Here is a 26,749-nt window from a genome sequence, read left to right as displayed (position 1 = left end):
AAATGATTTGACCTTATGATCCTCAAATTATTTAATTAATTTCAATCGATTATTTCCACAAACACCTAGAGCATTTGCCTCTTCTGTATCCAAATGACATTCCAAAGTGAAGGAGTTGTCTACTCGAATACTGACATTATTGATTACTCCACCTCGTTCTCCAGGAACCTCCAATGACACTACTTGATTATTTTGAACACCAAATCGGATTGCATCCAAAGGACCCATATGAATATGTCTTTTGGCAACAATACAACCAGATTCAAGTTGTACAGATCCTGCAGGCCCAATCAGAGTACAACCTGGAGTATTAGTAAGATCACCCGATAAACGAATAGGTGCTTGCAACCCAAGTTTAAAACAATCTGTTGTTGTCAATTCGACCTGTGTCTGCTTTCTCACCGGTCCTAATACACGTACTTTTTCTACAACACCTTTAGGTCCCGCTAAGGTAATGCATTCCTTATATGCAAACTGCCCTTTTTGAGACAATGGCTTTAATTCAGAAAACGTGTAATTTTTACCAAATAGTACATCTGCATCTGCTTGAGATAAGTGAACATGATGATTTGATACACCTAGAGGAATATTAAACTTAGGATCACCTTTTTTCGTTACATTTTCTGTTTGCTTTTCACATTTCTCAATAACTGCTTCTGCTTGTTTGTTAACAGTTAAATCAGAAAGTAATTTTTCACCCCCTAAATGCTCCACGGCCAAGTAAAACAAGCTTTCTAAGTCTTCACTCATTGGCACCTCCTATTTTATTTTTAATGTTGATAAAATCTCCCTTACAATAGCTTCGTTCGTTTCATCATCTGATGTAACTGTAGCATTGGAAGGTACTTCATGAGAACTTGGTGGATTGTTTTTCTCAAAATTTACTTGAATTTGCTGAGGGGTCTGATTTAGAAAATCTTTTTTCGTAACGATTTCTTGTTTCACTTTTAGTGACGCTGAGCTCAGACCGTCCACCTTCTCATTTGGACGATTGCATACAGCTACTTTTGGTAAGGTATGGAAATAATCATCCTCTGCAACTAATTTCGTCACATCCTTAATGCCATAAGCCACTGTTTTCACATTTATCAAATGTTCCGGAGTCAGGTTATCTGATACTGAACTTCCTCCATCCGTTCCACATCCTAAAGTAAAGGCTATCGGTAATCCTGTAGAAACACCCGTTCCTCCTTGGCTCCCCCCTGTATTAATTAGGATACGTGAAGCTGGTTTGCTTGAAAATTTAAAGATAATATCTGGATCACTTGTGTGCAAACTCATTGTATGTCCTATACCATTTTGGAGCAAACGAATACTTAATGCACAAGCTTCTTCCCAATTTTTCACCACATAGAATCCTAATACAGTTGTCAATTTTTCAAAGGAAAGTGGATTTCCTTCTCCAACGCCTGATTGAGAGCCAATTAATAGTTTCGTATCAACTGGTACACGAATACCTGCTGCTTCTGCTATAGTAGTTGCAGCTTGTCCGACAAATTTTGCATTCATCACTGGATGACCATCTAAAATACCTCGGAAGAGTAATGAGCAAACCCTGTCTGTTTCCTCCTTCGTCATCATATAACATCCTTGTGCAATCAATTCTGAAACGACAGCATCTTTATTGACCTCTTCACAAATCAAAGATTGTTCAGATGCACAAATGGTTCCATTATCAAATGTTTTCGAAGCGATAATTGTAGAAATTGCTTTTTTCACATCGGCCGTTCGTTCGATATACACAGGTGAATTACCCGCTCCTACACCAATAGCAGGCTTCCCACTACTGTAGGCTGACCGAACCATTCCTGGACCTCCTGTGGCAATAATCAGGGCAATATCCTTCGATTTCATGAGTTCGTTTGTTGCTTCCATTGTAGGATTCTTCACACAACCGATGATATGTTCAGGTGCCCCTGCTTCCACGGCCGCTTTTAATACTAATTCGGCAGCAGCGTAACTACATCGTTTTGCAGATGGATGTGGAGCAAAGACAATTGCATTCCGAGATTTAATAGCAATAAGCGATTTAAAAATAATTGTTGAAGTCGGATTGGTCGACGGAGTAATCCCAAGAAGCAACCCCATTGGCTCAGCTACTTTAAATACTTTTTTGGATTCATCAAAACTTAACACGCCTGATGTCTTATACTGTCTCATCTCACTATAGAGCAGAGTTGAAGCAGCGTAATTCTTATATGCTTTATCATTAAGTTTTCCAAAGCCCGTCTCTTCCACTGCTAAGTCAGCTAAATAGTAAGCATTGGCCTCTATCGTCTTCACTATATTCTTTAAAATTAAATCAATTTGTTCATCAGAATAGAAAGCTATCTTATCAGCTGCAGCTTTTCCATTTCTAACTAAGTCACGCGCTTCCTGTATCGAACAAAGATCTACATCAATAGTCGTCATAAATTGTCTCCTTTCTACTTATTTTTTTCAAAATTATCTACTAATATGGTAGTCAGTTGCTTTTTAGTCAGAGTCATTACATCTACTTCCTCATCAAGAACAATATTTTGATGAATTAATTTATCACGTAATTCAGCAACTCTTAGTTTTTGCAAGCTTTTTTTATATTCCTGAGGGGTCATTGATAGATTTTCTGTAAAAGAAACGACTAATTCTGCATCCTCCACAGCCTCTGGAGAAATGTTCGCTTCAGCCTTGATGACCTCAGTCTCTTCTTCTACCGTTTTTGCTTCCTGGACGAAGTCCTGTTCTGTATATTTTTCCTCAACGAGATCCTTATCTTCTTTTTCTGAAGGATAGAAAGAAGTTAGTTGAAAGTCAGGTCGTGGAATAACATGTGAACCATAAAACGCTTGTGTACCTAGCCGATCTACTGCAATAGAGGCTGCTTCAACAGCCGTCTTTACAGCACCAACATCTCCTGTGATACTGACCAAAACTAAGCCTCCTTTTACAATTTCCTTTTTTAAAAGAGTGACTGTTGCTGTTTTCAGCATTACATCTGCTGCTTCAATAGCCCCAACCAAACCATATGTTTCAATCATACCCAATGCTTTCATGGCTTACTCCTACATTAAATCAGGCCAATTGGATGGAAACGTTGTATAGAAAATTTTTGCTCTATCAGGCGAACCCCAAACAACGCTAGATCCAGAAGGAACATAAATAACGTCTCCCTCTCTAGCCACATAGGTTTGTCCATCAATTTGAACTGAAACGGTACCAGAAATAACGTAATCAATTTCCTCATATGATAGGTCCCAAGCAAATGTTGAGTGGTCAATCGTCAGAAAACCTGCACTCATCTTTGATTCTTCCTTATGGATTAACTCTTGATAGTCTACTTTTGCTTTGGGATTTCCCGTATCAAAGTTATCTAAGTGAACAGTAGACCCTTTCACAACTTTCATGCCATTAGGGTGTTTTACACAACGATAAGGTAACGGAATGGGTTTCTCGTCTGTTTCATTCTCCACTAACATTTTTTTTAGCAAACAAAGTATTTCATCGCTAGTAATCCCATGTTCATTTGTCTCTTTGGACGATGCACAACTACCTGAGCATTCTTTTAGCTCAATTTTTCGCTTTTTTGCTTCATCCATTGCAGCAGGGGTGACAATTGTCTTTGGTTCAATATAACAAATTGACTTTCCTGCTTCAGAACATTCAATGATATTCTTAGCCGTAATTAATTTCGACATTTATTCTGTCCTCCTTTAAGAGAATCGCTGAATTTCTCCGTTTTGTCTCTTGACTTCATCGTAATTTTCATCAATGATTCCAACAATAGCTGCATCCACTGGTATCTCATCGTTTTCCATCATTCGTCTCGCTGCAGAACCCGTCGCTACAATAACACGGTCTCCAATTCCAGCGCCAATCATATCCACAACGACTAGTAGTTCGCCAGATCTTCGTCCACCTTTCACTTCTGCCAATAAAAATTTTACTCCATTGAGTGCTTCTGATTTCCTAGTAGCCCAGATTGTATCCACTAATTCTGCAACTAACATACGACTCTCCTTCTATGTTAATAAATAATCTCATCAGTACAATTCATTGCAATACCAATCGGAGTAACAAACATAGGATTTTGCGGTTTGATTGTCTTAATCTGAGTTTCTTTTTCAATAATCTGCTCGATACCAGTCAAACAACTGGTACCACCGACTAAAAAGATAGTGTCGACATCCAACCCTTTGATGTTTTTACTAATGATAGATGCAATTTTTTCGACGACAGGTTTTAAGATAGTTAATAGTTCTTTATGATTTGCAGGATTCCGTTTGTATCGATCCGCCTCTTCATAAGGCATGTGATAAGCACCAGATACAACCAACGTAAAGTGAGTACCTCCTGTTGGTTTATCTACACATTTAATGACTTCACCATTTTTTACAACTGAAATCCCTGTTGTGCCTCCTCCAATGTCAACAATTACTCCATCTTTCATTCCAATAATTGTATTGGCTGCCGTGGGTTCATCCAAAATAGCAGTCAATTCAAACCCTGCACTCTGAATAACATTTTTAATGACACCGCCATCTAACAAATCTGTTTCAGGAGGAATCGCAGCCGAGGCATAGACTAATTCTGTATCTAATTTTTTTTCTAGATCTTCTTTCAGTTCTCGAACAATCTGAACAGCGCCAATATAATCGACTACCATACCGTCACGAACAACTGATGCAGAACGATGAGTTCCAGCAACAATCTTCTTATTTTCATCCGTAACGACCAATACGATATAGGCAGTTCCCAAGTCTACTCCAGTAAAGTAGGGCCCTTTCCCATCGGTAATTGGCTGTTTCTCGACCAATTCGAAATCCGCTACATAGTGATCACAAGATTTAGATAAGTTATTGTGGCTCATTCGTTTCTCTCTCCTCCTTCCCAAGGTAATAAGAAATTATATTTCCTAATCGTGATAAAGTTGTAACAAATCGTATATCATCTGAATCCCTGCTTTTTTCAGTATAAGCTAATAAACTGAAATAAATAGGGTACAGTTTCAGTAAGATTTCACCTTTCTGAGTATTGATAAATAATCCTACATTAGACAACTGTTCTACTAAGCCTGCCTGATCAACCTCTTTTAGGTTTTGGAAAAACGTAGAAGAGGTTATATCAACTGTTCCAGATGGAGTTGACAGATAACGCTCTAGCAATTTTAACTCTTCTGCTATCGCTATATCTAGTCCACACAACATTTGTGCTGCTGATAACATATCGCAACGAACAGCAAGTAATTCAAAATCATTTGGAACAAATGATACTGAAGAAGCTTGTGGTTGGCCTCTACCACTATAATGATTTACTTGACTCCTTGCTTTACCATCATTATCATCAATAATTTTAATTTTTCTATCCGATAAAAATGTCCGTGCTCCTGGCGTTAGTTTTTCGTTACTACGAATTGTGAAAACTTCGAAGGGAATATCACGATATGCTATTCTTAAATCATTTTCAGTTAAATACTTCATAACATTTTCTTCCAATCGAATTTCAATTTTGATACAAATAACACTGAAAGCGGAGTTGCTTTCTTATTCTATACACTTCTTGCTAACAAATAGTAAATTGATTCTAAATCGCTTTTTGTTACTTTTCGTGGATTTGCTGGTGTACAAGCATCTGCCAAAGCTCGCTCAGCCATTTCTGGAATATGTGTGATAAAGTCTGCTTTATCAATTCCCAAGTCATCAAGAGTGCCACGAATTCCAAACTGAGTGGATAATTGTTTAATTCCTGCAATTAACTTTTCTACACCTTCTTTTTCATTTCGAAAGTCAAACTGTAACATAGCTGCAAGTTTTGCATATCGAGAACTTGTTGGCGTTACAGTGAGATTGGATAAAGAAGAATTAAACGCTATAACATGCGGTAACAATACCGTATTGATTCTCCCATGAGGACTATGGAAGAATGCTCCAATTGCGTGCGATAAACTATGGCAGATTCCTAATCCAGCATTATTGAACGAGATTCCTGCTAAAGAAGAAGCATTGTGCATCTTTTCCCGAGCCACTTTGTTGTTTCCATCTCTAAAAGTAAGGGGTAAATTTTCCCAAGCTAACACTATAGCTTTCTCAGCACAGGCATCTGAAAAATCACTTGCCCCGTCAGCTACATAAGCTTCCAAACAATGAGTTAAGACGTCCATACCAGCATCTGCTGTAACTCCTGAAGGTACACTCATTGTAAAAGTCGTATCCAAAATAGCAATATCAGGAACCAAAGAGTCATCTACCAGAGCATATTTTTCCTCTGTCAACAAATCAGAAATCACTGCAAAAGAAGTAATTTCACTTCCTGAACCGCTTGTTGTCGGAATCGCTATTAAAGTTGGTTTGGCAACCTTTTCTAAGCTTGTATAGGTTAAAATGATAGCTTTAGAAGAATCTAAGGCCGAACCACCTCCCAAAGCAATAATCGTATCTGGTTTAAATGATCTAATTTCAGAAATACTTTTTGAAATACTTTCAACAGTTGGGTTTGGAACAACGCCAGAAAAAATCTTGGTTTCAACAGCATTTTGATCCAGCTGATCTAATACATGATAAACCATCCCACTCTGTTCCATATACGGATCACATATAATATAAGCTTTTTTAATATCTAGATTAGAGAGCTCACTGATTGCGTCCTCACCAAAAATAAATCGCGGCCCTACATTGAACTCTTGTATTCTCATGAACTACCTTCTTTATCTAATTTTATTTTTTGTAAAAAACGATCACACTCTACTGAATTTTTTAAATTCAATTCAACTGTTTCGTCCACACCAGCATTGACTAACTCCATTTTACAGTCAGATACTCTTTCTTTCGATTGAGTTTCATCATACAGTATCACTCCGATGGTCGGAGCTCGAAAGGCCTTAGCAAAGTTTGGGGAATAAATCCCTCTCTTACTTTTACAAGAGGCAAGCATCAAAACCAAATAAGCATTTTGCTGCATTGCTATCAGATATTTTTTCATCCATGGGCTTCGCAAATAGGTACTGGGGAACAAAATCGTTTTGTCATAATACATAATGGATGGTCTAATGCGTAAGCTCGTTTTATTTTCTAAAAAATATAGGAGCTCTCTATTTTCTTCATCAGATGGACCTATTAGTAGTAATCTTTTTCTCATGATTTTGTTAATGGAACAGTTGAAAAACCTAAGGAGTTCTTAAAATACTCCAAAATATCTTCCAGCGATGTTTCGACACTTTGTATATCCCCACTAAACATCACGGAACCCGTAAATCGATCAACAAAACAAATATCAATATTCGCTGCCTTTCCGGCGATATCGGCTGCTATAATAGCTGTCTCATTAGGAGTAAGTGATACTACTCCTATTGCTCCTTCATGATCTACTCCTAAGCATTCATACACCGCTTCAATTGGAGCCGCAATAACATGGGCTAGAGTAATTTGTTTTCCTGGTACAGACTCCTGGATAATCCGATCTATTTTCCCAAGTTCTTCAATCAATTCTACTCCTCTCCAAATTAAATTAATGTTTCACCACAGTTACTGGAAAATCAGCTGCTAATATATATTTTTCTATTCTGTCTAAATCATATTGACTCAACGAAGGATCTCCTTCAATTTCATAGTCCATCCCTAATTGATAATATTTATTCACCCCCAATTTATGATAAGGCAACAAATCAATCCCTTTAAAATTGGGAAAATTTTTATAAGGAGTTAGGAAATTAATAATGTCTTGGATTTCTTCTTCCCTATCATTAATGTCTTTTAGCATCGGCATTCTGACTTTGACATTATAACCGCCTTCAATGACTGATTTGAAATTGCTCAAGATTCGCTCATTGCTAACGCCGGTCAATTCATTATGACGTTTTGAATCCATATGCTTTAAATCAAATAGGAATAAATCTGTATACTCCGCGACTTTCAACATGACTTTGTTAGGAACATAACCAGCAGTCTCAACTGCGGTATTTAATCCATCTTGTTTACATGCTTGTAATAATGCTAACGCACCTTCTCCTTGAGCTAGACATTCTCCTCCAGATAGAGTAACTCCACCTCCAGACATTTCATAAAAAGCATCATCCTCATGGATAATTTCCATTAATTCTGAAATAGTTTTTGATTCTCCAGCGATTGTTAATGCTCCTTCTGGACAACCTTTAATATCATCAACTGTTGGTTTTTTCTTATCAAACCTCTTGATATCTATCGGATGATCTGTGTCTTCATAATCATAAGGAATGTTGTCGTTGGTTTTATATTTAAAGCAGATGTCTCCTAGTGGACAAGATGTTGCGCAAGTATTGTACGGTTTACACAAAGTTTCTTTGTACATCATATTGGGTCCAAATGTTAACCCTTCTGGATTTGCACACCATTTACAACGCATGTGGCAACCTTTAAAAAATACAATTGTCCGTATACCTGGACCATCATATAAATTATATTTCTGTACATTAAAAACATTAATGCGCGTTTCATGTTTTTTATTCACTGCTTCCACAATCTTCTCCTAACGATTGTTGTAGCAGTCTTCAAAAATTTGGAAACCACTACAACAACATCTATTTTCAGACTAAAATTGTGTTAAAACTGTACGAGAAATAATTTCATCTTGAACATCTTTACACAATTCAACGAAGAACGCACTATAACCTGCTACACGAACAATCAAATCACGATAGTTTTCAGGATGTTTCTGCGCATCAATCAAAACTGCATTATCCAAGTAGTTAAACTGCATTTCACCATTTCCAAGAACACTTGCTGTACGAAGCAATGTAATCAAGCTTTCCTCACCTTGAGGTGTGTCGAGCAAACCAGCCATAATCTTGAAGTTATGAACAAGTCCAATGTTCATATTTTCATTTGCCATCTTAGAGACAGATTTAATAATTGCTGTAGGACCTTTTGTATCCATTCCATGGTCTGGAGAGATCCCATCTGATAATGGTTTCCAAGCTCGACGCCCAGACGCAGAAGCTCCTGTAATTTGTCCTAATGGAGTATTGTTTGAAATAGACAAGGTTCCATGACTGAGGACAGAGTACAAAGTCTTATATTTACGGTGTTCTTCTTCTGTAAATCCGATGATATCTGAAGTAAAGTAATCTACGTAGTCATCGTCATTACCATATTTAGGAGCTGCTAGACAGTCTGCGCGCACTTGATCGTATCCTTCAAAGTCGGCAACTAAAGCTCTATTTAATTCTTCCAAAGTATATTTCTTATCTTCAAACACAAGTTTCTTAATGGCTGCCATAGAGTCCGCATAGTTGGCTAAGCCAGACCAAACCACACCAGGTCCAAAGTTATACATGGCCCCGCCAGCCTTAACATCTCGGCCATGTTCCATTGTTCCTTCATACATGATAGACATGAGTGGAACTGGTGCCAAGTCACGCTGCACACGTTGTGAAATAACAGTCATGACAGAAGTCCATTTAGTGACATACTTAATAGTCTCTTTCACTGCATGTTCAAATTCCTCAAATGTCTTGTATCGATTGAGAGATCCCATATCCGGTGTCACAGGTTTTCCATACCAAAGCGGAATACCATGATTGAGTGTTGTTTCAATCAAAATTGGCCATTGGGTATAGGATGTAGAAGTCCACTGATACAAACGACCTGATTTTTGTGGTTCCACACACCCCATTAAGCAATAGTCACGTGCATCTTCCATCGATACACCTTTGGCAAGCATCATCTTGATATGTGTATCATCAAAGTGACAAGCTGGGAAACCGATTCCCGCACGAACAACATCAACGATCTTCTTCAAATACTTACGAGGTGATTTATTATTAATACGAGCTGCTAAGGTTGGCTGGTAAACTTTAACATGACGAATGGCATCCATCAGTAAGTAAGTGAGATCGTTTGTAGCATCACGTCCTTCCCGAGTTACACCACCAACACACATATTTACAAATGGCTGATAACCTGCGAAGAATTGTGATGAACCTTCAGAAGTTAGCCACATCATTTCAGACATCTTGATGAACATGCTACCAGCCAATTCAAATGCTTGATAATCATTCATGCGCCCCGCTTCTTTATCTTTCTTATAGAATGGATACATATACTGATCTACACGCCCAATTGACAGTCCAGTTTGGTTTTCTTCACAAAGTAACAAGTGTTGGATGGTTACAACGTATTGCATTGCTTCCCAGAAAGTTTCTGGTTTATGAGCTGGAACGTTCGCATTTACTCGAGAAATCATCTCCAATTCCGCTTTACGTTTTGGATTGGTTTCCTTCGCTGCTAATTGAGCTGCGTATTCTGACATACGTTGTGCATAGATCATCACACCTTCTGCAGTGAGAATACGTGCTTTATAGAAATAAATCTTTTCAAGATCATCAGGATTTGCATAGTCTAGTTCTTTCAAGCAAGCTTCCGCTTCAGCCTTGATGTCCAGCATTCCTTTCTTCATACCAACAACGTCATAACCCGGATTAGAGTCGCCTCCACCTGATTGCGCATGGTAAGAACAGTCTGATACAAAAGATTCACCTGAAAGTTCCCAAGCACCCGCTTCACGGTATTGAGATTCACAAGCTTCATCGACTGATTTACCCTTCCAATATGGGAAAATTTCTTCACGTAAAATTCGTTTGTTTTCTTCCGATAGGAAATAAGGGTCTTGAGGGCGAGTAGACACTGTATCAATCTCATCACGGAGCCAACGCCATGAAATATCTGGAGAGAACGCCCCCCAACGAGCACCACCATTTGGTGCGCCTACCAACAATTCATGATCTTGAATGACAAGAGGAGCGATCTTACAAAATTCTTTAAAAGCAGTACCTCTTAGGATTGCTTTAGGCATTCCTTCGTTTTCTTTAGAGATTTTTGTTAGATTGACTGCACGAATCAAGGAAATCGTTGGTGTTGCATTCAAATATTGATCTTTCAAGGCTTGTAGACGAGGAGTAATCCCATCCGGGATATCTACACCATCTGATTCTACATATTGAGAACCAGAAGCAACGAAATCTGGTTTTGTAATATCTTCTGAAACGCTTTGAAAAATTTTAACTAAGGATGCACGATCTTCAGTACTTAATTTCTTAGTCGCTTCTTCTAACTTAGCGGTAAATTCATTCATATCCATTTTGGATTTTCCTTTCTCTTATAAAATATTCAGGCAGAATTCTCACTGTTCAACTTTAAATCCAATCTGACGCCTATATGTCCAATGTTTTGGAGTAACATTTTCTGAAGTATATCCCCTACCAGTAGTGACACCCCCAAGAATTAAAGAGGTAGCTAAATTAGACATAACACCTGTCGCCACACAGACCGTAGGAGAATTTACAACAATACGCCCAACTTCCTTAACAAGCGCAAATTCTTTGATAACCTCCCAGTCTTTAGAATGAATAGTTAATGTATGGCCCATCTTCAGCTCTGCTAATAAGCTCATACATTTCTTACATGCCATCTGCCAATCGGGTTCAAGATATACGATAATAATTGGACAAAGTAATTTTTGATTGAAAAAATCTTCATGATTGATGTAATCTTGTAAGGAAACAAGTGCTCTTGTTGAGTCAGGAACTTCAAAACCTGCCATTTTGGCTAACCATGTAGCAGAATGACCCGCAAAATTACACAAAGTATTATTTTTTGATCGATTCAAAAACGCAATTAATTGTTCGCACTCTGTCTCATTTAAGATATAGGCTCCTTTGCAGGTTAACATATATCGTATCTCTTGTTCGATAATATTTTCCGTGACCAAAAACTGTTCAGACCCTGGTAAAATCCCGTTATCAAAGCTTCTAGAATGAATAATATCTTCAATTGCTTTCTCAATATTTGCTGTCCGTTCAATAAACACTGGACCTGAACCTTCTCCACCATAAATCAACGGTGTAGTTGTCTTAAATTGTCTATTAATATATTCTGAACACCCAATATTCACAATCAACGATACTTTTTCACTATTGTATAGTTCCAAAACACTTGAATCACTAATGCTCTCTGTGATTCCAATGCCTCCTTCAGGGTAACCAGCTTGTTCTGCTAAGGTAACCAAATATTTAAACGATTCAATCGTGACTTCCTTAGTATGTTTGTTTGCAACAACTACCATTGTATTCCCTGACTTCATAGCTAATAAAATAATATTAATCAGAAGGGTAAATGTTGGAAAGGCAGGTAATAAAACTGATACGACCCCTATAGGTGCTCCTATTTCTATAGTTTTTTCATCAATATTTCCTTCAAGAATCCCAATATAGTTTTCTTGTTGGATAGTCTTCTTAAATTTATCTAGAAAATGGTGAAATAGAAAGATCTCGTCAGACTCCAGACCATATTGATTTCCTGATACAACATCTGTAATTAATCCATCCGCTTCTTTTTCTATTTCCTCTATAAATTTTTCACCATAAACATTTAGTTCATTTTGTTCAAGATTTTGTAATTGGAGAAAAGATATTTGAGCATTCTGAATTAGATTCCTCATTTCTTGAATGGAATCTAAATCGTTATCGATATATCTCATCAAAGTAAAACGTCCTTATTCTATCGTTTCATCTGGCAACAAAACCGATAACGAATAGCGATCAATGATCTTTCTCAAATCTTCATGTGGGCCAGGAATTACAACATGACTGTAAACCTCTGTTCCCATATTTTCAACAGCCTTCACACCTGCATCAACAGCTGTTTTACATGCTGCTGTTTCACCTTGAACAATAACAGAAATATAACCTGACGCAGTATTTTCATAGCCAATCACTTCTACATCAGAAGCTTTCACCATAGCATCTGCTGCTTCAAGTACAAATACAAGACCAAATGTTTCAATGGCTCCAATAGCTTGATATCTTTCCATGATATTCTCCTTTATCAATTATCAATATCATGCACTGAAACAATATCCCCAACGGAAGGAATTGGTCGTGGCATAACATTATGAGACGTTAATTTTCCAATAGCTGCCGCTGCTTGTGCACCTGCTTCAACCGCTGCTTCAACCGCTGCTACATCTCCTACAACCATAATTGTAACCAATGTCGAACCTATATTTTCGTAAGAAACTAACTTCACATTGCTCGCTTTTAACATCTTGTCACAAGCTTCTAGCGCCGGAACTAAACCGACAGTTTCTACGAGACCCAAAGCTTGTCCTCCACGATATCTCATTTGATTTACTCCTTTTTATATTACTTTACAATATATTTTTGAACAGCTTGTTTGCCGTCCTCATTGATTTGGTAGCGGATACTCAAATTTCCATCTGTATTTAAACTATATCCAGTCTGAACTAAATATCCATTACATTCTAATGACATTAAATGTTCTAAAAATATTGGAACTGTAAAATGTTTTTCTTTACCATAAACATTTTTAAGCGCTTCCATAACTTGGTAAACATCTGCCTCATCTACTGTATTCATATAATCTAGTACAGCTGTTCTAGCTGGTAGAATTGCCATGTTAAACCTCCTTCTTTCGGAAGAAATCAAGTGGATTTGTTGTTACAACAATTGCACCAACAATAATTACGATAGAGCCGACGATAATTGTTGTTGTAATTGGTTGTCCCAAAAAGAGAATACTAAGCAACACTCCCCAGAATGCGTAAGTAATGTTCAAGGACATACCAATTGCCGTTCCGATCATCGCATTTGAACGATACCACTCCATGTAAGAAAAACCAACCAAAGTTCCAGAAACAACTAACATCAGTACTAAGAAAGGAGATGTTAATGTTGCCACAAATAATCCGGTTGCTCCAATCAACGGAACAATAATGACCATTTGAATGAGCCCTGAAACAAGTTGTCTCAATGTTACTGTTACTTCTGAGTCAAGCATGGCTCCACCAAAGGCTGAAATAGTCCCTTCAAGTCCCCAACAAATAGCGGCAACAGTGGCTAGAATAATTCCTAAAGTGAAGTTTGGCGCACTATCTGGTTTCACTAAGTTGATAATAACAGCCCCTACTACACATAACAGCATACCCATGATCACACGGAAACTTAATTTTTGTTTGAGGAAAATAGCAGAGAACAGTGCCCCAAATGCTGCTGTGGTAGCAGAAATTGGAATAGCAAAAGCTCCTGCAAGGTACAATCCTACAAGATAGGCTCCATTAGCAACAGGTCCACCTAGAACATAGCCAAGCAACATGATTTTTCCAGGTTTGGTTGCTAAAGTCCGACCTAATTCTTTAAATTTCCCATTTCTACTAACATTTAATAGCAGAACACATCCACCTAATAAGTCATTAAGAGCACCCATTACAAATGGCGCTGCTAAAATCCCTACGGCTGATTTAATTGGATCGTAACCTTGCAAAATCATGATTACAAATGAATACAATCCATAAAACAAGCCCGAAACAATCCCACTTCTAATACCAGCAATATGAAAAGCTTTTGTTGTCTCCATCATTTTTTGACGGGCAACCGTCTGATTGTCAGTAGGAGAAGTATTGATTACGCTTTGACTAACTTGTTCCATATGTTATTACCTCTCGTCGTCCTTCACAAATTATTTGCTATGTGGCAAAATAGTCTCAACTTCTATATGAGGACGTGGAATTACGTGTACAGAAACTAATTCGCCAACTCGTTGAGCTGCTGCTGCACCTGCATCTGTTGCAGCTTTTACAGCTCCAACATCTCCACGAACCAAGACAGTTACTAGACCGCCACCTACATGCTCTTTCCCAATTAAGGTAACATTTGCCGCCTTAACCATTGCATCAGCCGCTTCAATTGAACCGACTAAACCTTTAGTTTCAATCATTCCCAATGCTTCGGAATTCATGTCACTACCTCCTTTTAAATTTATTTTCTTTATACAAATTTATATAAATGATATTTAAGTGTGTTTACTTTGTTACATACTTATCAATAATATTGTAAACCCTTACACAAGGGTAAAGTCAACTTTTTTCTGAAAAAAATTTTTTATCATTACATCGTTATTTTTATAGTAACTTGAACACCATTATATCTGTTGTATTACAGTTATTTAGCAAAAAAACCTCTATTATATAACATTAAATTTTCCTAATTTTCAAAAAATAACACCTGTTTTTAATCGTTTAAACGTTCAATTGCTTAAGAAAACATTCCACTAAGGGCAAACTTTTTATCCTGAGTGCCTTTATACATATTAGATTGCCTGAATTTTCTGCATGTCATTTTCATAATTTATAAAAAAGACAGCATCACTGCTGTCTAAAATTATTATTATTAGTATTCGATCTCATCTTTTTTTATGACGGGGATAATCACTTCTGTTACAAATTCATCTTCTCGTTGTGTAACCCAATAGTCAATAACATGTCGCTCATAAGTCTCATTCTGCAGTGAAATACCATTTTCCTTTGCATGAGAGATGATTTGTTGATAGGTATCACCAATCGTTGCTAGAGAACCAATATGATAAGCACTTAGCGCCAAAAAACCACCAAAGGTGTAGCCACAGTGGGCTTCAGGAAAACAGTGTTGCATGATTGTAGCAAACTTAATCTTTCCTGCTATCTTTTCTGAATACGAGTCGTATTTCAATATTACAGGGCCAGAAACTTCTAACTGATTTTCCTCTAAATATTTAATCCATTCAAGATTAATAATTGATTCTTTAAAGTTATAAGAAAAATCTTGCTTAATCTGACAAAAATGTTTTTCTTCAGCATAGTACTTAAGGTTTACACTCGATTTCTTTTTCGGAGGATACGATAGTTCCTGATTTTTCAAACAAAGTTCGCCTTCAATAATTAACTGCATCCAATCATCAACCGAAGCCATTGAAACAAGTAACTTTTCTTTCTCAGCCTTGATTTCATCTTTTCGTTGTTCTAAAAAATAATAATGATTGGAACAACTAGCTTCTGAGATAAGTTCTTTGATTCTCTTCAAATCTAAACCGATTTGTCTGTAGTATTTAATCACAGGAATCAATAAGAGAGTTTCTCTGTCATAATAACGATATCCATTTTCATCTGAGACTTTTGTCGGCATGATTAACCCTAAACTCTCGTAGTACCGCAAGGTTTTAGTAGATACTCCGCTTACACTTGCTGCTCGCCCGATAGAAAATAATTTGTCTGCTACCATCGATCCACTCCTATCTTCATAATATTCCATTCACCACTTAGAGGTTGTCTTCAAGCAATCAAACATCTTATTTATTATATATCCACTATTTTAGCTATCATTCTACTATGAATTATGTTAATAGTCAATTTAAAACTAAAATAATATTGTTTAAAATTTAGTTTTTTTACCATAAGTTACATTTTAAACCGTATTTAAATACATGAATGAATAAATAACATTATATTTATGTTACATTAAATAACTATAGGTGGTTTACGAGGTAATTTATTGGGAAAAAATAATCTACTTTCTAAAAGTTTCCCTCCTTTTTAAACTCAGCTTATATGCTACCACCAAAAGTGAGACACACAAAATCTAACTTTTGGGGGTAGTTCAGTTCTGTATCATAGGGATCTATTCTGTATTGAGTAAAACTACTGTAGGAATTATGGAGTCTATTTTGTTGTAGAAAAAAGTCCCATAAAACCTATAATGAAAAGTTACGAAACTATCATTAGAAGGGCTCTTATTCAAAAACTAAAATTGAAGCTAAAATGGGAAAGGATAACATTATAATTAGGGATAGATTTACTGTTGATATGCGATCATTCCTAAAAAATAAATATATGGGAATAACCAGAAGTTCTAGTAAAGCATATGTGCTGACTAAATAAAATTCTGTACTGTTCTTTAGTTTAAGAAATTCACTTTTTATCATAACTCACCAAACTTTTTAACAAATATAGAAATAGTATTGTCAAAAATATTGAAAAAGCAAACGGAACTACAATATCTACTACGCTTAAATTCATATAATTCTCAATAAGGTCTCCAGCAGGCTTAATATGAAGTAAAGCAGATGAAATTTTATAATGATAAGTATATGGGAAGAAATAATTACTTCTGACTCAGTTCCTCCAGTATCATTCCTACCGCTTCACCTTGAATGATTACTTTGATACATCCCCACCAAAGCTAAAAAGCCACTGTTTCCAGTGACTTCATAAAGCCTTTCGCTAAAAGGTTTCTAAACTTTCACGAGCAGAGCTACACACTCGACATGGTGCGTTTGAGGAAATAGATCCACCGGCTGTACTTTCTTTAGTTCATAACCCAGCTCTTGATAGAGCTTGATATCACGCGCCATGGTTGCTGGGTTGCAGGATATGTAGATAATTTTCTTTGGTTCCATACTAACACTGGATTCGATGAAGCTTTCTGTCAAGCCTTTTCGTGGTGGGTCAACCAGAATAACGTCTGGCTTGATGTCTTGCTTACTCCAGTTAGCCATAGCATTTTCTGCTGAATCACAAACATAATGGGTATTAGTAATGCCGTTGATTTCTGCATTCTTTTGGCTATTTTCGACAGCTTCTGGAATCACTTCTACACCGTAGACTTGCTTGACCTGCTTAGCGACTGACAGACCGATAGTCCCGATGCCTGAGTAAGCGTCAAGCACCACATCATCTGCTGCCAGCTCGGAAAAGTCAATGGCTGTCTGATAAAGTTTTTCTGCCATCTCGGTATTAACTTGGTAAAAGGCTGGCGCAGCAATCTGGAAGTCATTATTCAGCATGCGGTCTGTAATATAGTCTCGACCGTGAAGCGTTCGCCAGTCTTTTCCAAAAATAGTATTGGTATTCTGATCGTTGATATTCTGCATGATGGACTCGATAGCTGGAAAGGCCTCTACCAAACGCTCAATCAGTTGCTCCACTCGGAGGATCTTGGGCCTGGTTGTTACCAAAATCACCATGATTTCACCAGAATAATGGCCACGGCGAACAACTAGATTGCGAATGAGACCAGTCTTTTCCCTCTCATCGTAAGGTTTGAGATCAAAACGACGGAGCAAGTCGCGTGTAAAGAGGATAACTTGGTCAATAACTGGATCCTGAATATAGAAATCTTCAATCGGCAGGAGGTCATGGGAATTTTTTCGGAAAAATCCTGTTTCCAGTTGTCCATTGACACGACGAACAGGTATCTGAGCCTTATTGCGGTAGCCCAGTGGCCGCTCCATACCAAGTGTCGGCGACACCTCAACATTGGACAAACCAGCAATCTTATAGAGACTGTCTTTGACTTGCTTGCGTTTGAAGGCCAGCTGAGATGGATAGCTCAGATGTCCCAAGTCCGCAATTCCTGTACGCAGATAAGCCATATCAAGATTCTCATTACGCTGGTCTGAAGTGCGAAGAAACTCCTCTACTTTGCCAAAGCCGATTTTTTTATTGATCTTGAGAACCCGCATAAGGATTTTTTCACTTGGTAAGGCATTTTCTACAAAGAAAACCAACCCTTCTACCTTAGCTATTCCTGCACCATCATGACTCAAATCTACAATTTCAACTTCTATCACATCATTCTTTTTTAACATATTTTCTCTTTCTATCTGCTCTGCCATTTCCCAAAAAAAGAAAGCGACAGAATTATCACTTTCTATTATATCATTATCTGAGTCCAAGTTTTGCTAATTTAGTCTTATAAGCTTCAAAATCAACAAGCAATCCTTGACCACCATACATATCATAAGCGTCTATCCAATCGCCATTTTTAGGAATAGTCATCTTTTCAACACCATTACGAGCATTGGTAAGAGAAGATAAGCCATGTGTTAGTAAAAAGCTATAAGGAATATTTGTCGAAGTTAACGCAAAGACTTTTCCAAGTGCTTCAGATCCTGTAAACAGTTTCGTTGGGTCTTTTATTTGCTGGATAATCGCACTCATCACCTCTTGCTGACGACGTGTACGTCCAAAATCTCCCTCATCATCCTTACGGAAACGCGCATAATTCAAAAGAGTACGCCCGTCCATTCTTTGTTTACCAACTTTAATCGTCTGCTCTGGAACCACACCATTTTTTATATTGAGGTCATCCGGCACCTGAACTTCACTCACTTTTTCACCATTGATAGTTGAGAAATTCGCATTCATTTCAACACCATTTGGAAAAAGTGTATCAATCGCTGTTGCAAAGGTCGAAAAATCAACCAAAGCATAATATTTAATATCAATGTCAAAGTTATCTTTCAACACCTGGCGTACTAATTCAGCACCTTGATTATGATTTTGCTCCCCAATAGCATAAGCAACGTTTAACTTTTGATCGTAACCTGCTCCTTTGCTAACTCCATCAATGTGAACAAGCGTATCCCTCATGAAACTGACGAGTTTCATTTTTTTATTTTTTCCACCTACATTTAAGACCATGATAGAGTCTGTACGTGTTTCAGAAGAAGATTGCCCAATTCGCCCATCTGTTCCCAAAATAAGAATATTCACACCATCTTTTGTGTCCTTGCCGTGAAAGACTTCCGTTTGAGCGGCCTTTGCGTTTGGATTACTTTTAGAGGTATTTAGCCCCTTTATAAACATAAAAAGCATCCCCCCGACAATTAGAATCAAACAGGCAGCCAACCAACCTAAAATCCGCTTCACACGTAATTTTCTATGTTGCTTTTCCTTTTTAGGCTTAGGTACATCTTCTACAACATTTTTAACTGCATTAGTTGGTATTCGCTCTGACTTAGCTCGTTTATCACGACGATTTCTTTCTGGGTATCGAGGCAGGCCTTGTTCAGTATAACCAAAATTCTCAGGAACCTGTTGGTCAGAAAAGTTACTTCTCACTGCTCGAGCTGGCTCTATTGTTTGGTTTCCTTCTTGCTTGCTAAGAAGATATTGATATTCTTTTTTCTCGCGTTCATTTAAATAATGGATATTTTTGTAAAGATAGTCCAGTCTCAACTGCTCATGGTGGCTGAGATTATCAGATTTTTTACCCATAATTTCTCCAATCTACTTTTCTGAAATGGTATAAACAGTATAATTTCCTAAAATTTTATAAGTAATACCAATTGTTTCTAACTCTTTTATCGCAAATGACACCAAATTCGCTTTTTCATTATTGATATCCACAATGAAAAAATATTCTCCCAAAGCTGTCTTCAATGGACGGCTTTCAATCTTTGTCAAATCAATTCCCCGCCATGCAAAAGTTGCAAGAGCTTTGTATAAAGCACCAGGTAGATTATCTGGCAAAGTTAAAGCAAGCGTCATTTTCTTTTCCTTCGGATACAATGGCAAATCCGAGATTGACTGTCCAAGCAACCAAAAACGAGTGAAATTCTCATCCATTTCTTGAATATCTTCTGCAATAATCTGCAGACTATATTCACTGGCTGCAGTTTTAGGAGCAATGGCTGCATAATTTTCTTCAGGATGTTGAGCCACAAAACGGGCTGCATAAGCTGTGCTAGCTGTTATTTCGATTTTAGCTTGTGGATAATGCTGACGGATATATTTTTTGCCTTGCGCAATTGCCTGCGGATGAGAAAAGATTTTTTCTACTGGCTTCTCAGTTGCTGTAGCCAATAGCTGTTGTTGTATCGGTTGTACAACTTCCGCCACAGCATAAATGGCAGCCTGATGAAAAAGATAATCCAATGTTTCATGGACACTGCCTTCAATTGAATTTTCAACCGGCACCACAGAATAATCTACTTCACCTATTTCATAAGCCTTTACAACATCTGTGATATTTTCAAAAGCAACTAAAGTATCTGCTGGAAAGGCTTCTTGTGCCACATGGTGAGAAAAAGACCCTTTCGGACCTAAAAATCCAATTTTCATTGCAACACCTCCACAATTTGTTTTGGTGTCAAAGTAGTCACATCAATAACTTTTGTAGCTACTTCTTCATACCAAGCCTGACGTTGATTAAAAAGGCTTTTTAAATCAGCTTTGCTATTATTCAAATAAAGCGGACGCTGGTGATTCTGATCTTCTTCAAGGCGCTGGTAAAGTGTCTCAAAATCCGTTTTCAAATAAATGTTTTCAGGATTTTGTTTTAATAACTTGCGATTTTGAATACTGCTTACGATTCCGCCACCGGTTGAGATGACTTGTTCTGACTGCAGCAATTCTTTTAATAATTCACTTTCTCTTTGTCGAAAAGCTTCTTCACCATACCGCTCAAAATATTCTTTAATCGGCATCTCTAGTTTTTCTGACAAAAACTCATCCATATCAATAAAATTCTCATCTAACAAGCTAGCAATTGTTGATTTTCCAGCCCCCATGAAACCAATCAAAATTTTAGGCATGAAGTAAATCCTCCAAATCATGAAAGAAATTCGGATAACTCGTATTGATAGCTTCGGCTCGTTCCAGTTCTACTTGATCATCGTTTACCAAAAGAGCTGCAATAGCTGCCATCATACCAATTCGATGATCGCCAAATGTATTCACTTTAGCACCATGAAGAGGGCTTTCCCCTTTGATGATCATGCCATCCTCTGTCGGAGTAATATCGGCTCCCATGCTATTTAGTGTATCTGCCACAACTTGAATACGGTCTGTTTCTTTTACTTTTAGTTCCTCTGCATCACGAATGACCGTTTGCCCTTTAGCTTGAGTAGCTAAAAGTGCAATGATGGGCAATTCATCAATCAAGCGTGGGATAATTTCTCCACTAATTTCTGTGCCAACTAATTCAGATGTTTCCACCGTCATAGTTGCAGACTTAGCAATATTGTCTACATCCGCCACACTTAACTTCCCACCCATTGCTTGAATGACATCCAAAATGCCAGTCCGCGTTTCATTGATTCCAACATTTTTCAAAATAATCTTAGAATTTGGAACAATAAGTCCTGCCACCAACCAGAAAGCTGCACTAGAAATATCTCCTGGTATTACAACATTCTGGCCTATAAACTCTTGTCCACCCTGAATACGAATTTCCTTATCATTGATAAAAATCTGACCACCGAACTGCTCAATCATATCTTCTGTATGGTTGCGGGTCATCTCTTTTTCGAAAATGACGGATTCACCTTGAGCTTGCAAAGCAGCAAATATCAAAGCAGACTTAACCTGAGCAGAAGCTACAGGTAATGTATAATGAATTGGTTGTAAGGTCTTATTTCCATGAATCGTAAGCGGCGGCAGGTCACGAGTGGTTTGCCCAGCGATTTGGACTCCCATTTGACGGAGAGGAATTGTTACACGATCCATAGGACGTTTAGATAAACTATCATCACCAAACATTTCCGCCGCAAAATCCTGCCCAGCTAATACACCTGAAATCAAGCGAATAGAGGTTCCAGAATTTCCCATATTCAGTTTGTTTGTCGGCGCTTGAAGACCAGCAAAACCCACTCCATGAATCGTTACTACATTGCCGTCATCTTCAATTTGAACACCTAAATCACGAAAAACTTGCATGGTGGATAGAACATCTTCCCCTCGCAAAATATCATGAATCGTTGTGACTCCTTTAGCTAAACTACCAAATATAATTGAGCGATGACTAATAGACTTATCCCCTGGCACATGAATGCACCCTGCTAACCCATTTGCCTTTGTTCGTAATTGCATAGAAAACCTCATACCTGATCCTTTTTACATATTGTACCATAAAAAAAGGAGGGAAACAAAAGTGAGTGGGGGATGACTTCATTTCTTCAGATTCTACTTGCCCTCAACCTCTTAAGACGATAAAGTTTCTAAAAATTTTTGCTCGATGAATGGTGCAGAACGAGCTAAGTTTCATTCTCTTCTTCTGTTAAGCTAAATTGAACTTGTTCCAGAATTCCCTCACATCCTACAATGGCTGGATACCTCAAATAGGTGTCTCATGGTTGATAATATATTGAAAATTTGTCCAGTAGATATAATTCATTATACTCAGAAATCATTAAAAAACAAGCATTTTCCAAAAAGATGCAGAAAATTCACATATTTCTGGAAGAGACTTGTTTTACAAGGTTTATTTGCCCTGACCAAAAAAGCTGATTCAAATTTTGAATCAGCCAACCTGTGTATATTGTTTATTTTAGCAATTCTTGAACTGGATCAAAAATGATACGTTCAATGTCCGCCAAGTAAATAGATAATTGCTGTTGTTTGTTGAAAAATTCAGTCAGAGCAGGATTTACTTGAATTTTTTCCCCAAAGGATTTCATCTTATCTTGTACTTCTTGCGTGGGCATTTGACCTGATTGTGCCATCGCTTGCAATTCTTGTTGAAAAGCTAGATAATCCTTTAAAAGAGCTTTCGCTTCACTATCAGCATCTACTGCTTTTTTACTTTCGACAACAGCTTTGTACTCAGGAAGGTCACGCAGAGTACGGCTAAGTTCATTTGCTAAATCATAAATATTTGACATAGTCTTCCTCCTTAATCTAAAAAGACTGGATAATGTGTCTTTTCTCTTATTATTTTAGCAGATTTTTCCAAATCTTCACGATTTTTAAAGGTGATTTGGAGAATTCCGTTAATGTCTTCACGATTTTCTTCGTTGATGTGAATGTTAACAATGGACGTTCCTCTTAGAAGTTCTAGGATACCTAAAATAGCATCTTCTTCATCAGGAACATTGATGAAAATGTCATAAAAGCTATCCACACCAGCTCGTTTATGAATTTCCATAGCTTTTCGGACTTGCCGCCCATGTTGAAAAAAATTCCAAATTAGATCTTCATTTTTATTCTGAATAGCACTTGAAATGATATCTAATCGCTTCTTAAAATCCTCTATTCTCTCTAAAATAGCATCTGGATTGGTCAACAAAATCGAAGTCCACATGCTTGGCTCACTCTCTGCAATCCGTGTCATATCACGAAAGCCTCCAGCAGCGAAATGTTGTGTCATTTCGTGCTGTTGAGTATATGCAGCTGCTTGATCCATGAGGCTCGAAGCTAGAATATGCGGAAAATGACTAATTTGGCTAGTTACATCATCATGCTCTTTGGCATCAATCTCGATAAACCGAGCATGCAAACCCGATAAGAGATCTTTCATTTCCTCTATCGTGCCATCTTTCGTCAAATGAGACGGAGTAAAAATATAATAGGCATTTTCAAACAGATTCACATCTGCTGCACGAGCACCCGTTTTATGACTACCTGCCATAGGATGCGCACCTACAAATCGAATATCTTTCTCCCTTAGAGCTTCTTCAGCAGCAGTTACAATTTCAGCTTTAGTAGAACCAGCATCTGAGACAATGACAGCCTTTTTTAAATCTAGAGTGGCTAATTGTCGGATAAACTCAATGGTTTGCTTGATAGGGATAGCAAGAATAATCACATCTGCCAGAGGAGCAAATTCAGCAAACTGGTTGGTCACTTTATCCACTAAGCCTTTTTCAAGGGCGATCTTTCTTGACTCTTCTCCACGATTATAGCCTAATATGATATAGTTTGGATGATCACGTCGAATTCCAAGTGCGATTGATGATCCAATCAAGCCAAGACCTGCAATGTAAATAACTTTCTTTTCCATGCTCACTCCTTTACTTTGGTTCAATGATAAACCCTAGAATAATCGACACCAAAATAATAATCATAACAATTGCTGTGAACATCATGTACATTTTATCTTTTGTTTTGAAAAAAATGATAAATGTCGAAATCACTCGAAAAATCGGTGTCAAAATAAGCATAAAAGATCCTAGTAACATAAACGTTACTGCATCAAAAATGGAATGGCTCTTCACGTAGTCAACTGGATTAAACTGTTCTAAATTTCCTAAAGAAATCACCTGCTGCCCACTAAAAAAGTAAAAAATCAGACCAAGAAACATAAAAATAAGGGATAATAAAATTCCTACGCGAAGAATTTTCCCCATTACCAAATCCAGCTGTTCTTTTTCTTCTCGCATCTTATCTGTCATTTCACACCTCGTATAAACATTTGCATACCAAGAGCTAACAAAGCAACAAGAAAAATCCATCGCAAAACTTTTACAGGCACATATGGCATGATGCGGCTTCCGATAAAAGAGCCGACTAGAACACCTAAGGCGATTGGTGTCACTAATACCGGATTGATTTGTCCTACAAAAAGATAAAAGATGGCTGAAGCAGTTCCTGTAACTCCCATCATAAAATTAGCGGTTGCTGAACTAGCTTTTAAAGGCATTTTCATCACCGTATCCATAGCCAATACTTTAAAGGCGCCTGCACCAATGCCTAAGAGAGCCGACATAACGCCTGCAAAAAACATAACAATGGAACCACCTGGAACATTAGCTACTTGGTATTTAATCGTCCGATTTAAGCCTTTATCAAAATATTCTCCACTTAGATTCAGCTTTTCAGCAATAACATCATTTTGACTAGGTAAATGCTCTTCTTTTTTAGAACGAATTTTCTGGTACATATTAAATGCTTGAAAGAGCATAAGAGCTCCATAAAGTAAAAAAAGAAACTGTGAATCTGTTATCACTGATAACACCGCACCCACAAAGGCGCCTAAAGTTGTAAAAATTTCTAAAAACATAGCAATCCGTAGATTGAGCATATCATCTTTAAGATAAGCAATAGCAGAGCCTGAACTAGTTGCTAAAACTGCAATAATAGAGGCTCCCACTGCATACTTAATGTCCACTCCAAATAAGAGAGTGAGTACAGGCGTGATAACAATTCCGCCCCCAAGTCCTAATAAAGCCCCCAAAATCCCCGCAAATAGTCCTACGAGTAACATGGTACAAATATAAATAAGCATTAAAAACCTTTCACATAATCACGGTATTGTTGAACTGCTTCTTTTAATTCGTCTAGGTTATCCGAAGAAAATTTCTCCAAGATCTCCGTTGCAAGTACTGTTGCAACAACAGCTTCCATTACTACACCAGCAGCTGGCAAAGCAGTCGGATCACTCCGTTCTACTGTTGCCTTGTAAGGTTCGTGTGTTTCAATATCAACACTCATAAGTGGTTTATAGAGAGTCGGTATCGGCTTCATCACTCCGCGTACTATGATAGGCTCTCCATTAGTCATACCACCCTCAAAACCACCAAGATTATTGGTACGACGAGTAAAGCCATCCTCTTTAGACCAGAGTATTTCATCCATAACCTGACTTCCCTTAAGCCGCCCTGCTTCAAAACCAACCCCAAATTCCACACCTTTAAATGCATTAATAGAAACTACCCCTTGAGCAATTTTAGCATCTAATTTCCTATCCCACTGAACATAAGACCCTAGTCCAACTGGCACACCACCGACAATGGTTTCAACAATTCCACCAATGGTATCGCCATCTTTCTTTATCTGATCAATATAGCTCTTGATTTCCTCTTCCCGTTCTGGATTGACAATCAAAACTTCTGATTGACAAGCTCGTTTCTTGATTTCAGCAACAGTCAAATTTTCCGGAATTTCAACATCAATACCACCAAAACTTACGATATGACTGGCTACTTCAACTCCAATTTCTTCTAAGAGTCGCTTGGCAACAGCTCCTACTGCAACCCGCATGGTCGTTTCACGTGCAGAAGATCGCTCCAAAGAATTGCGCAAGTCATCAAAACGGTACTTCATACCTCCAACCAGATCTGCATGACCCGGGCGAGGCCTGGTTATCTTACGCAGTTCTTTTTTTGGGTCATCCACATCTGCCACATTCATAATGTCCAACCATTTTTGATGATCCAGATTTATCACATTGAGTGTAATCGGACCGCCCATGGTTCGCCCGTGACGAACACCAGAAGTAATTTCCACTTTATCGCTCTCTATCTTCATGCGAGCTCCACGACCGTATCCACCCTGACGGCGTTTGAGTTCTAAATTGATGTAATCTGTCGTAAGAGGAAGTCCAGCTGGTACTCCCTCAATGATAGCTGTTAAACGCGGTCCATGTGACTCCCCAGCAGTTAAATATCTCATTTAGTTACCTCATATTTTATAT

Annotated in this window: 29 protein-coding genes; all 29 read right to left on the bottom strand. The window is 37.8% G+C overall.

Annotated features, from left to right (window positions below; all coding sequences use genetic code 11):
• Positions 1 to 27 precede the first annotated feature (27 nt).
• Complete coding sequence (pduL, locus tag HMPREF1654_RS02075; RefSeq protein WP_004233949.1) at positions 28 to 750, bottom strand: phosphate propanoyltransferase; 723 nt, start codon at positions 748 to 750, stop codon at positions 28 to 30.
• A gap of 9 nt (positions 751 to 759) precedes the next feature.
• A complete protein-coding gene (locus tag HMPREF1654_RS02070) occupies positions 760 to 2,412 on the bottom strand; it encodes an acetaldehyde dehydrogenase (acetylating) (RefSeq protein WP_004233889.1) in 1,653 nt (550 codons plus the stop codon).
• A 14-nt stretch (positions 2,413 to 2,426) separates the two neighbouring features.
• Positions 2,427 to 3,032 carry a BMC domain-containing protein gene (locus HMPREF1654_RS10290; protein WP_004233770.1) on the bottom strand — a complete coding sequence of 202 codons (606 nt, stop codon included), beginning with the start codon at positions 3,030 to 3,032 and terminating at the stop codon, positions 2,427 to 2,429.
• A gap of 9 nt (positions 3,033 to 3,041) precedes the next feature.
• Positions 3,042 to 3,674 carry a cupin domain-containing protein gene (locus HMPREF1654_RS02060; RefSeq protein WP_004233804.1) on the bottom strand — a complete coding sequence of 211 codons (633 nt, stop codon included), beginning with the start codon at positions 3,672 to 3,674 and terminating at the stop codon, positions 3,042 to 3,044.
• A gap of 15 nt (positions 3,675 to 3,689) precedes the next feature.
• Complete coding sequence (locus HMPREF1654_RS02055) at positions 3,690 to 3,986, bottom strand: EutN/CcmL family microcompartment protein (RefSeq protein WP_004233771.1); 297 nt, start codon at positions 3,984 to 3,986, stop codon at positions 3,690 to 3,692.
• Positions 3,987 to 4,003: 17 nt separating this feature from the next.
• Entirely contained in the window at positions 4,004 to 4,846 is an 843-nt protein-coding gene (gene eutJ / locus HMPREF1654_RS02050) for an ethanolamine utilization protein EutJ (RefSeq protein ID WP_014829636.1), read from the bottom strand.
• Entirely contained in the window at positions 4,833 to 5,456 is a 624-nt protein-coding gene (locus tag HMPREF1654_RS02045; RefSeq protein ID WP_004233884.1) for a hypothetical protein, read from the bottom strand. The genes eutJ and HMPREF1654_RS02045 overlap by 14 nt, the downstream gene beginning before the upstream one ends.
• A gap of 68 nt (positions 5,457 to 5,524) precedes the next feature.
• Positions 5,525 to 6,667, bottom strand: a complete 1,143-nt coding sequence (locus HMPREF1654_RS02040) for a 1-propanol dehydrogenase PduQ (RefSeq protein ID WP_003078120.1) — start codon at positions 6,665 to 6,667, stop codon at positions 5,525 to 5,527.
• The gene (locus HMPREF1654_RS02035; protein ID WP_016670365.1) at positions 6,664 to 7,110 is read right to left on the bottom strand and encodes a EutP/PduV family microcompartment system protein; all 447 of its coding nucleotides are present in this window, start codon (positions 7,108 to 7,110) and stop codon (positions 6,664 to 6,666) included. Before HMPREF1654_RS02035 ends, HMPREF1654_RS02040 begins: the two co-directional genes overlap by 4 nt.
• The gene (gene cutR, locus HMPREF1654_RS02030; RefSeq protein WP_004234014.1) at positions 7,107 to 7,457 is read right to left on the bottom strand and encodes a microcompartment shell protein CutR; all 351 of its coding nucleotides are present in this window, start codon (positions 7,455 to 7,457) and stop codon (positions 7,107 to 7,109) included. Before cutR ends, HMPREF1654_RS02035 begins: the two co-directional genes overlap by 4 nt.
• A 22-nt stretch (positions 7,458 to 7,479) precedes the next feature.
• Entirely contained in the window at positions 7,480 to 8,466 is a 987-nt protein-coding gene (gene cutD / locus HMPREF1654_RS02025; RefSeq protein WP_004233752.1) for a choline TMA-lyase-activating enzyme, read from the bottom strand.
• Between the two features lie 72 nt (positions 8,467 to 8,538).
• Entirely contained in the window at positions 8,539 to 11,085 is a 2,547-nt protein-coding gene (gene cutC, locus HMPREF1654_RS02020) for a choline trimethylamine-lyase (RefSeq protein WP_004233990.1), read from the bottom strand.
• A gap of 42 nt (positions 11,086 to 11,127) precedes the next feature.
• Positions 11,128 to 12,483 (bottom strand): aldehyde dehydrogenase family protein, encoded by a 1,356-nt coding sequence (locus tag HMPREF1654_RS02015; protein ID WP_004233755.1) that lies wholly within the window; start codon positions 12,481 to 12,483, stop codon positions 11,128 to 11,130.
• A gap of 15 nt (positions 12,484 to 12,498) precedes the next feature.
• Positions 12,499 to 12,816 (bottom strand): BMC domain-containing protein, encoded by a 318-nt coding sequence (locus tag HMPREF1654_RS02010; RefSeq protein ID WP_004233922.1) that lies wholly within the window; start codon positions 12,814 to 12,816, stop codon positions 12,499 to 12,501.
• 14 nt (positions 12,817 to 12,830) lie between these two features.
• Positions 12,831 to 13,127: a BMC domain-containing protein gene (locus tag HMPREF1654_RS02005; RefSeq protein WP_003078117.1), complete on the bottom strand. Its 297-nt coding sequence runs from the start codon at positions 13,125 to 13,127 to the stop codon at positions 12,831 to 12,833.
• 20 nt (positions 13,128 to 13,147) lie between these two features.
• Positions 13,148 to 13,420: a hypothetical protein gene (locus HMPREF1654_RS02000; RefSeq protein ID WP_004233807.1), complete on the bottom strand. Its 273-nt coding sequence runs from the start codon at positions 13,418 to 13,420 to the stop codon at positions 13,148 to 13,150.
• Between the two features lies 1 nt (position 13,421).
• Positions 13,422 to 14,450 carry a DMT family transporter gene (locus HMPREF1654_RS01995; protein WP_004233726.1) on the bottom strand — a complete coding sequence of 343 codons (1,029 nt, stop codon included), beginning with the start codon at positions 14,448 to 14,450 and terminating at the stop codon, positions 13,422 to 13,424.
• Between the two features lie 30 nt (positions 14,451 to 14,480).
• Positions 14,481 to 14,759, bottom strand: a complete 279-nt coding sequence (gene eutM / locus HMPREF1654_RS01990) for an ethanolamine utilization microcompartment protein EutM (RefSeq protein ID WP_004233772.1) — start codon at positions 14,757 to 14,759, stop codon at positions 14,481 to 14,483.
• A 431-nt stretch (positions 14,760 to 15,190) separates the two neighbouring features.
• A complete protein-coding gene (locus HMPREF1654_RS01985; protein WP_004233809.1) occupies positions 15,191 to 16,057 on the bottom strand; it encodes a MerR family transcriptional regulator in 867 nt (288 codons plus the stop codon).
• A gap of 1,009 nt (positions 16,058 to 17,066) precedes the next feature.
• Positions 17,067 to 18,422, bottom strand: a complete 1,356-nt coding sequence (gene rlmD, locus HMPREF1654_RS01980) for a 23S rRNA (uracil(1939)-C(5))-methyltransferase RlmD (protein WP_014829634.1) — start codon at positions 18,420 to 18,422, stop codon at positions 17,067 to 17,069.
• A 73-nt stretch (positions 18,423 to 18,495) separates the two neighbouring features.
• The gene (locus tag HMPREF1654_RS01975) at positions 18,496 to 19,833 is read right to left on the bottom strand and encodes an LCP family protein (protein ID WP_004233893.1); all 1,338 of its coding nucleotides are present in this window, start codon (positions 19,831 to 19,833) and stop codon (positions 18,496 to 18,498) included.
• 12 nt (positions 19,834 to 19,845) lie between these two features.
• Positions 19,846 to 20,679, bottom strand: a complete 834-nt coding sequence (gene pheA / locus HMPREF1654_RS01970; RefSeq protein ID WP_003073061.1) for a prephenate dehydratase — start codon at positions 20,677 to 20,679, stop codon at positions 19,846 to 19,848.
• Entirely contained in the window at positions 20,676 to 21,152 is a 477-nt protein-coding gene (locus tag HMPREF1654_RS01965) for a shikimate kinase (protein ID WP_004233905.1), read from the bottom strand. Before HMPREF1654_RS01965 ends, pheA begins: the two co-directional genes overlap by 4 nt.
• A complete protein-coding gene (aroA, locus tag HMPREF1654_RS01960) occupies positions 21,145 to 22,428 on the bottom strand; it encodes a 3-phosphoshikimate 1-carboxyvinyltransferase (protein ID WP_004233971.1) in 1,284 nt (427 codons plus the stop codon). The genes HMPREF1654_RS01965 and aroA overlap by 8 nt, the downstream gene beginning before the upstream one ends.
• Positions 22,429 to 22,880: 452 nt before the next feature.
• On the bottom strand, positions 22,881 to 23,219 hold the full coding sequence (locus HMPREF1654_RS01955; protein ID WP_003073067.1) for a YlbF/YmcA family competence regulator: 339 nt from the start codon (positions 23,217 to 23,219) through the stop codon (positions 22,881 to 22,883).
• Between the two features lie 11 nt (positions 23,220 to 23,230).
• Positions 23,231 to 24,337, bottom strand: a complete 1,107-nt coding sequence (locus HMPREF1654_RS01950; protein ID WP_004233753.1) for a prephenate dehydrogenase — start codon at positions 24,335 to 24,337, stop codon at positions 23,231 to 23,233.
• A gap of 10 nt (positions 24,338 to 24,347) precedes the next feature.
• Positions 24,348 to 24,728 (bottom strand): DUF1634 domain-containing protein, encoded by a 381-nt coding sequence (locus HMPREF1654_RS01945; RefSeq protein WP_003073073.1) that lies wholly within the window; start codon positions 24,726 to 24,728, stop codon positions 24,348 to 24,350.
• Positions 24,725 to 25,561 carry a sulfite exporter TauE/SafE family protein gene (locus tag HMPREF1654_RS01940; protein WP_003073075.1) on the bottom strand — a complete coding sequence of 279 codons (837 nt, stop codon included), beginning with the start codon at positions 25,559 to 25,561 and terminating at the stop codon, positions 24,725 to 24,727. Before HMPREF1654_RS01940 ends, HMPREF1654_RS01945 begins: the two co-directional genes overlap by 4 nt.
• Positions 25,561 to 26,727: a chorismate synthase gene (aroC, locus tag HMPREF1654_RS01935; RefSeq protein ID WP_004233939.1), complete on the bottom strand. Its 1,167-nt coding sequence runs from the start codon at positions 26,725 to 26,727 to the stop codon at positions 25,561 to 25,563. The genes HMPREF1654_RS01940 and aroC overlap by 1 nt, the downstream gene beginning before the upstream one ends.
• Positions 26,728 to 26,749 lie beyond the last annotated feature (22 nt).

Origin of the sequence: Streptococcus intermedius SK54 = ATCC 27335 (assembly GCF_000413475.1) — a bacterium.
Classification (GTDB): Bacteria; Bacillota; Bacilli; order Lactobacillales; family Streptococcaceae; genus Streptococcus; species Streptococcus intermedius.
This window is presented reverse-complemented; position numbering and strand designations above follow the sequence as displayed.

Bases quoted from the DNA above. Each gene is read 5' to 3' on its own strand.
- HMPREF1654_RS01975 (WP_004233893.1), bottom strand. From the start codon at position 19,833: ATGGGTAAAAAATCTGATAATCTCAGCCACCATGAGCAGTTGAGACTG.
- HMPREF1654_RS01940 (WP_003073075.1), bottom strand. From the start codon at position 25,561: ATGCTTATTTATATTTGTACCATGTTACTCGTAGGACTATTTGCGGGG.
- HMPREF1654_RS02000 (WP_004233807.1), bottom strand. From the start codon at position 13,420: ATGGCAATTCTACCAGCTAGAACAGCTGTACTAGATTATATGAATACA.
- cutC (WP_004233990.1), bottom strand. From the start codon at position 11,085: ATGGATATGAATGAATTTACCGCTAAGTTAGAAGAAGCGACTAAGAAA.
- HMPREF1654_RS01965 (WP_004233905.1), bottom strand. From the start codon at position 21,152: ATGCCTAAAATTTTGATTGGTTTCATGGGGGCTGGAAAATCAACAATT.
- eutJ (WP_014829636.1), bottom strand. From the start codon at position 4,846: ATGAGCCACAATAACTTATCTAAATCTTGTGATCACTATGTAGCGGAT.
- HMPREF1654_RS02035 (WP_016670365.1), bottom strand. From the start codon at position 7,110: ATGAGAAAAAGATTACTACTAATAGGTCCATCTGATGAAGAAAATAGA.
- HMPREF1654_RS02060 (WP_004233804.1), bottom strand. From the start codon at position 3,674: ATGTCGAAATTAATTACGGCTAAGAATATCATTGAATGTTCTGAAGCA.
- HMPREF1654_RS02055 (WP_004233771.1), bottom strand. From the start codon at position 3,986: ATGTTAGTTGCAGAATTAGTGGATACAATCTGGGCTACTAGGAAATCA.
- HMPREF1654_RS01945 (WP_003073073.1), bottom strand. From the start codon at position 24,728: ATGACAGATAAGATGCGAGAAGAAAAAGAACAGCTGGATTTGGTAATG.
- HMPREF1654_RS01995 (WP_004233726.1), bottom strand. From the start codon at position 14,450: ATGGAACAAGTTAGTCAAAGCGTAATCAATACTTCTCCTACTGACAAT.
- HMPREF1654_RS02015 (WP_004233755.1), bottom strand. From the start codon at position 12,483: ATGAGATATATCGATAACGATTTAGATTCCATTCAAGAAATGAGGAAT.
- pheA (WP_003073061.1), bottom strand. From the start codon at position 20,679: ATGAAAATTGGATTTTTAGGTCCGAAAGGGTCTTTTTCTCACCATGTG.
- HMPREF1654_RS10290 (WP_004233770.1), bottom strand. From the start codon at position 3,032: ATGAAAGCATTGGGTATGATTGAAACATATGGTTTGGTTGGGGCTATT.
- aroC (WP_004233939.1), bottom strand. From the start codon at position 26,727: ATGAGATATTTAACTGCTGGGGAGTCACATGGACCGCGTTTAACAGCT.
- HMPREF1654_RS01950 (WP_004233753.1), bottom strand. From the start codon at position 24,337: ATGGAAAAGAAAGTTATTTACATTGCAGGTCTTGGCTTGATTGGATCA.
- HMPREF1654_RS01955 (WP_003073067.1), bottom strand. From the start codon at position 23,219: ATGTCAAATATTTATGATTTAGCAAATGAACTTAGCCGTACTCTGCGT.
- eutM (WP_004233772.1), bottom strand. From the start codon at position 14,759: ATGAATTCCGAAGCATTGGGAATGATTGAAACTAAAGGTTTAGTCGGT.
- HMPREF1654_RS02045 (WP_004233884.1), bottom strand. From the start codon at position 5,456: ATGAAGTATTTAACTGAAAATGATTTAAGAATAGCATATCGTGATATT.
- HMPREF1654_RS02010 (WP_004233922.1), bottom strand. From the start codon at position 12,816: ATGGAAAGATATCAAGCTATTGGAGCCATTGAAACATTTGGTCTTGTA.
- HMPREF1654_RS02040 (WP_003078120.1), bottom strand. From the start codon at position 6,667: ATGAGAATACAAGAGTTCAATGTAGGGCCGCGATTTATTTTTGGTGAG.
- HMPREF1654_RS02070 (WP_004233889.1), bottom strand. From the start codon at position 2,412: ATGACGACTATTGATGTAGATCTTTGTTCGATACAGGAAGCGCGTGAC.
- HMPREF1654_RS01985 (WP_004233809.1), bottom strand. From the start codon at position 16,057: ATGGTAGCAGACAAATTATTTTCTATCGGGCGAGCAGCAAGTGTAAGC.
- HMPREF1654_RS02005 (WP_003078117.1), bottom strand. From the start codon at position 13,127: ATGAGATATCGTGGAGGACAAGCTTTGGGTCTCGTAGAAACTGTCGGT.
- aroA (WP_004233971.1), bottom strand. From the start codon at position 22,428: ATGCAATTACGAACAAAGGCAAATGGGTTAGCAGGGTGCATTCATGTG.
- rlmD (WP_014829634.1), bottom strand. From the start codon at position 18,422: ATGTTAAAAAAGAATGATGTGATAGAAGTTGAAATTGTAGATTTGAGT.
- pduL (WP_004233949.1), bottom strand. From the start codon at position 750: ATGAGTGAAGACTTAGAAAGCTTGTTTTACTTGGCCGTGGAGCATTTA.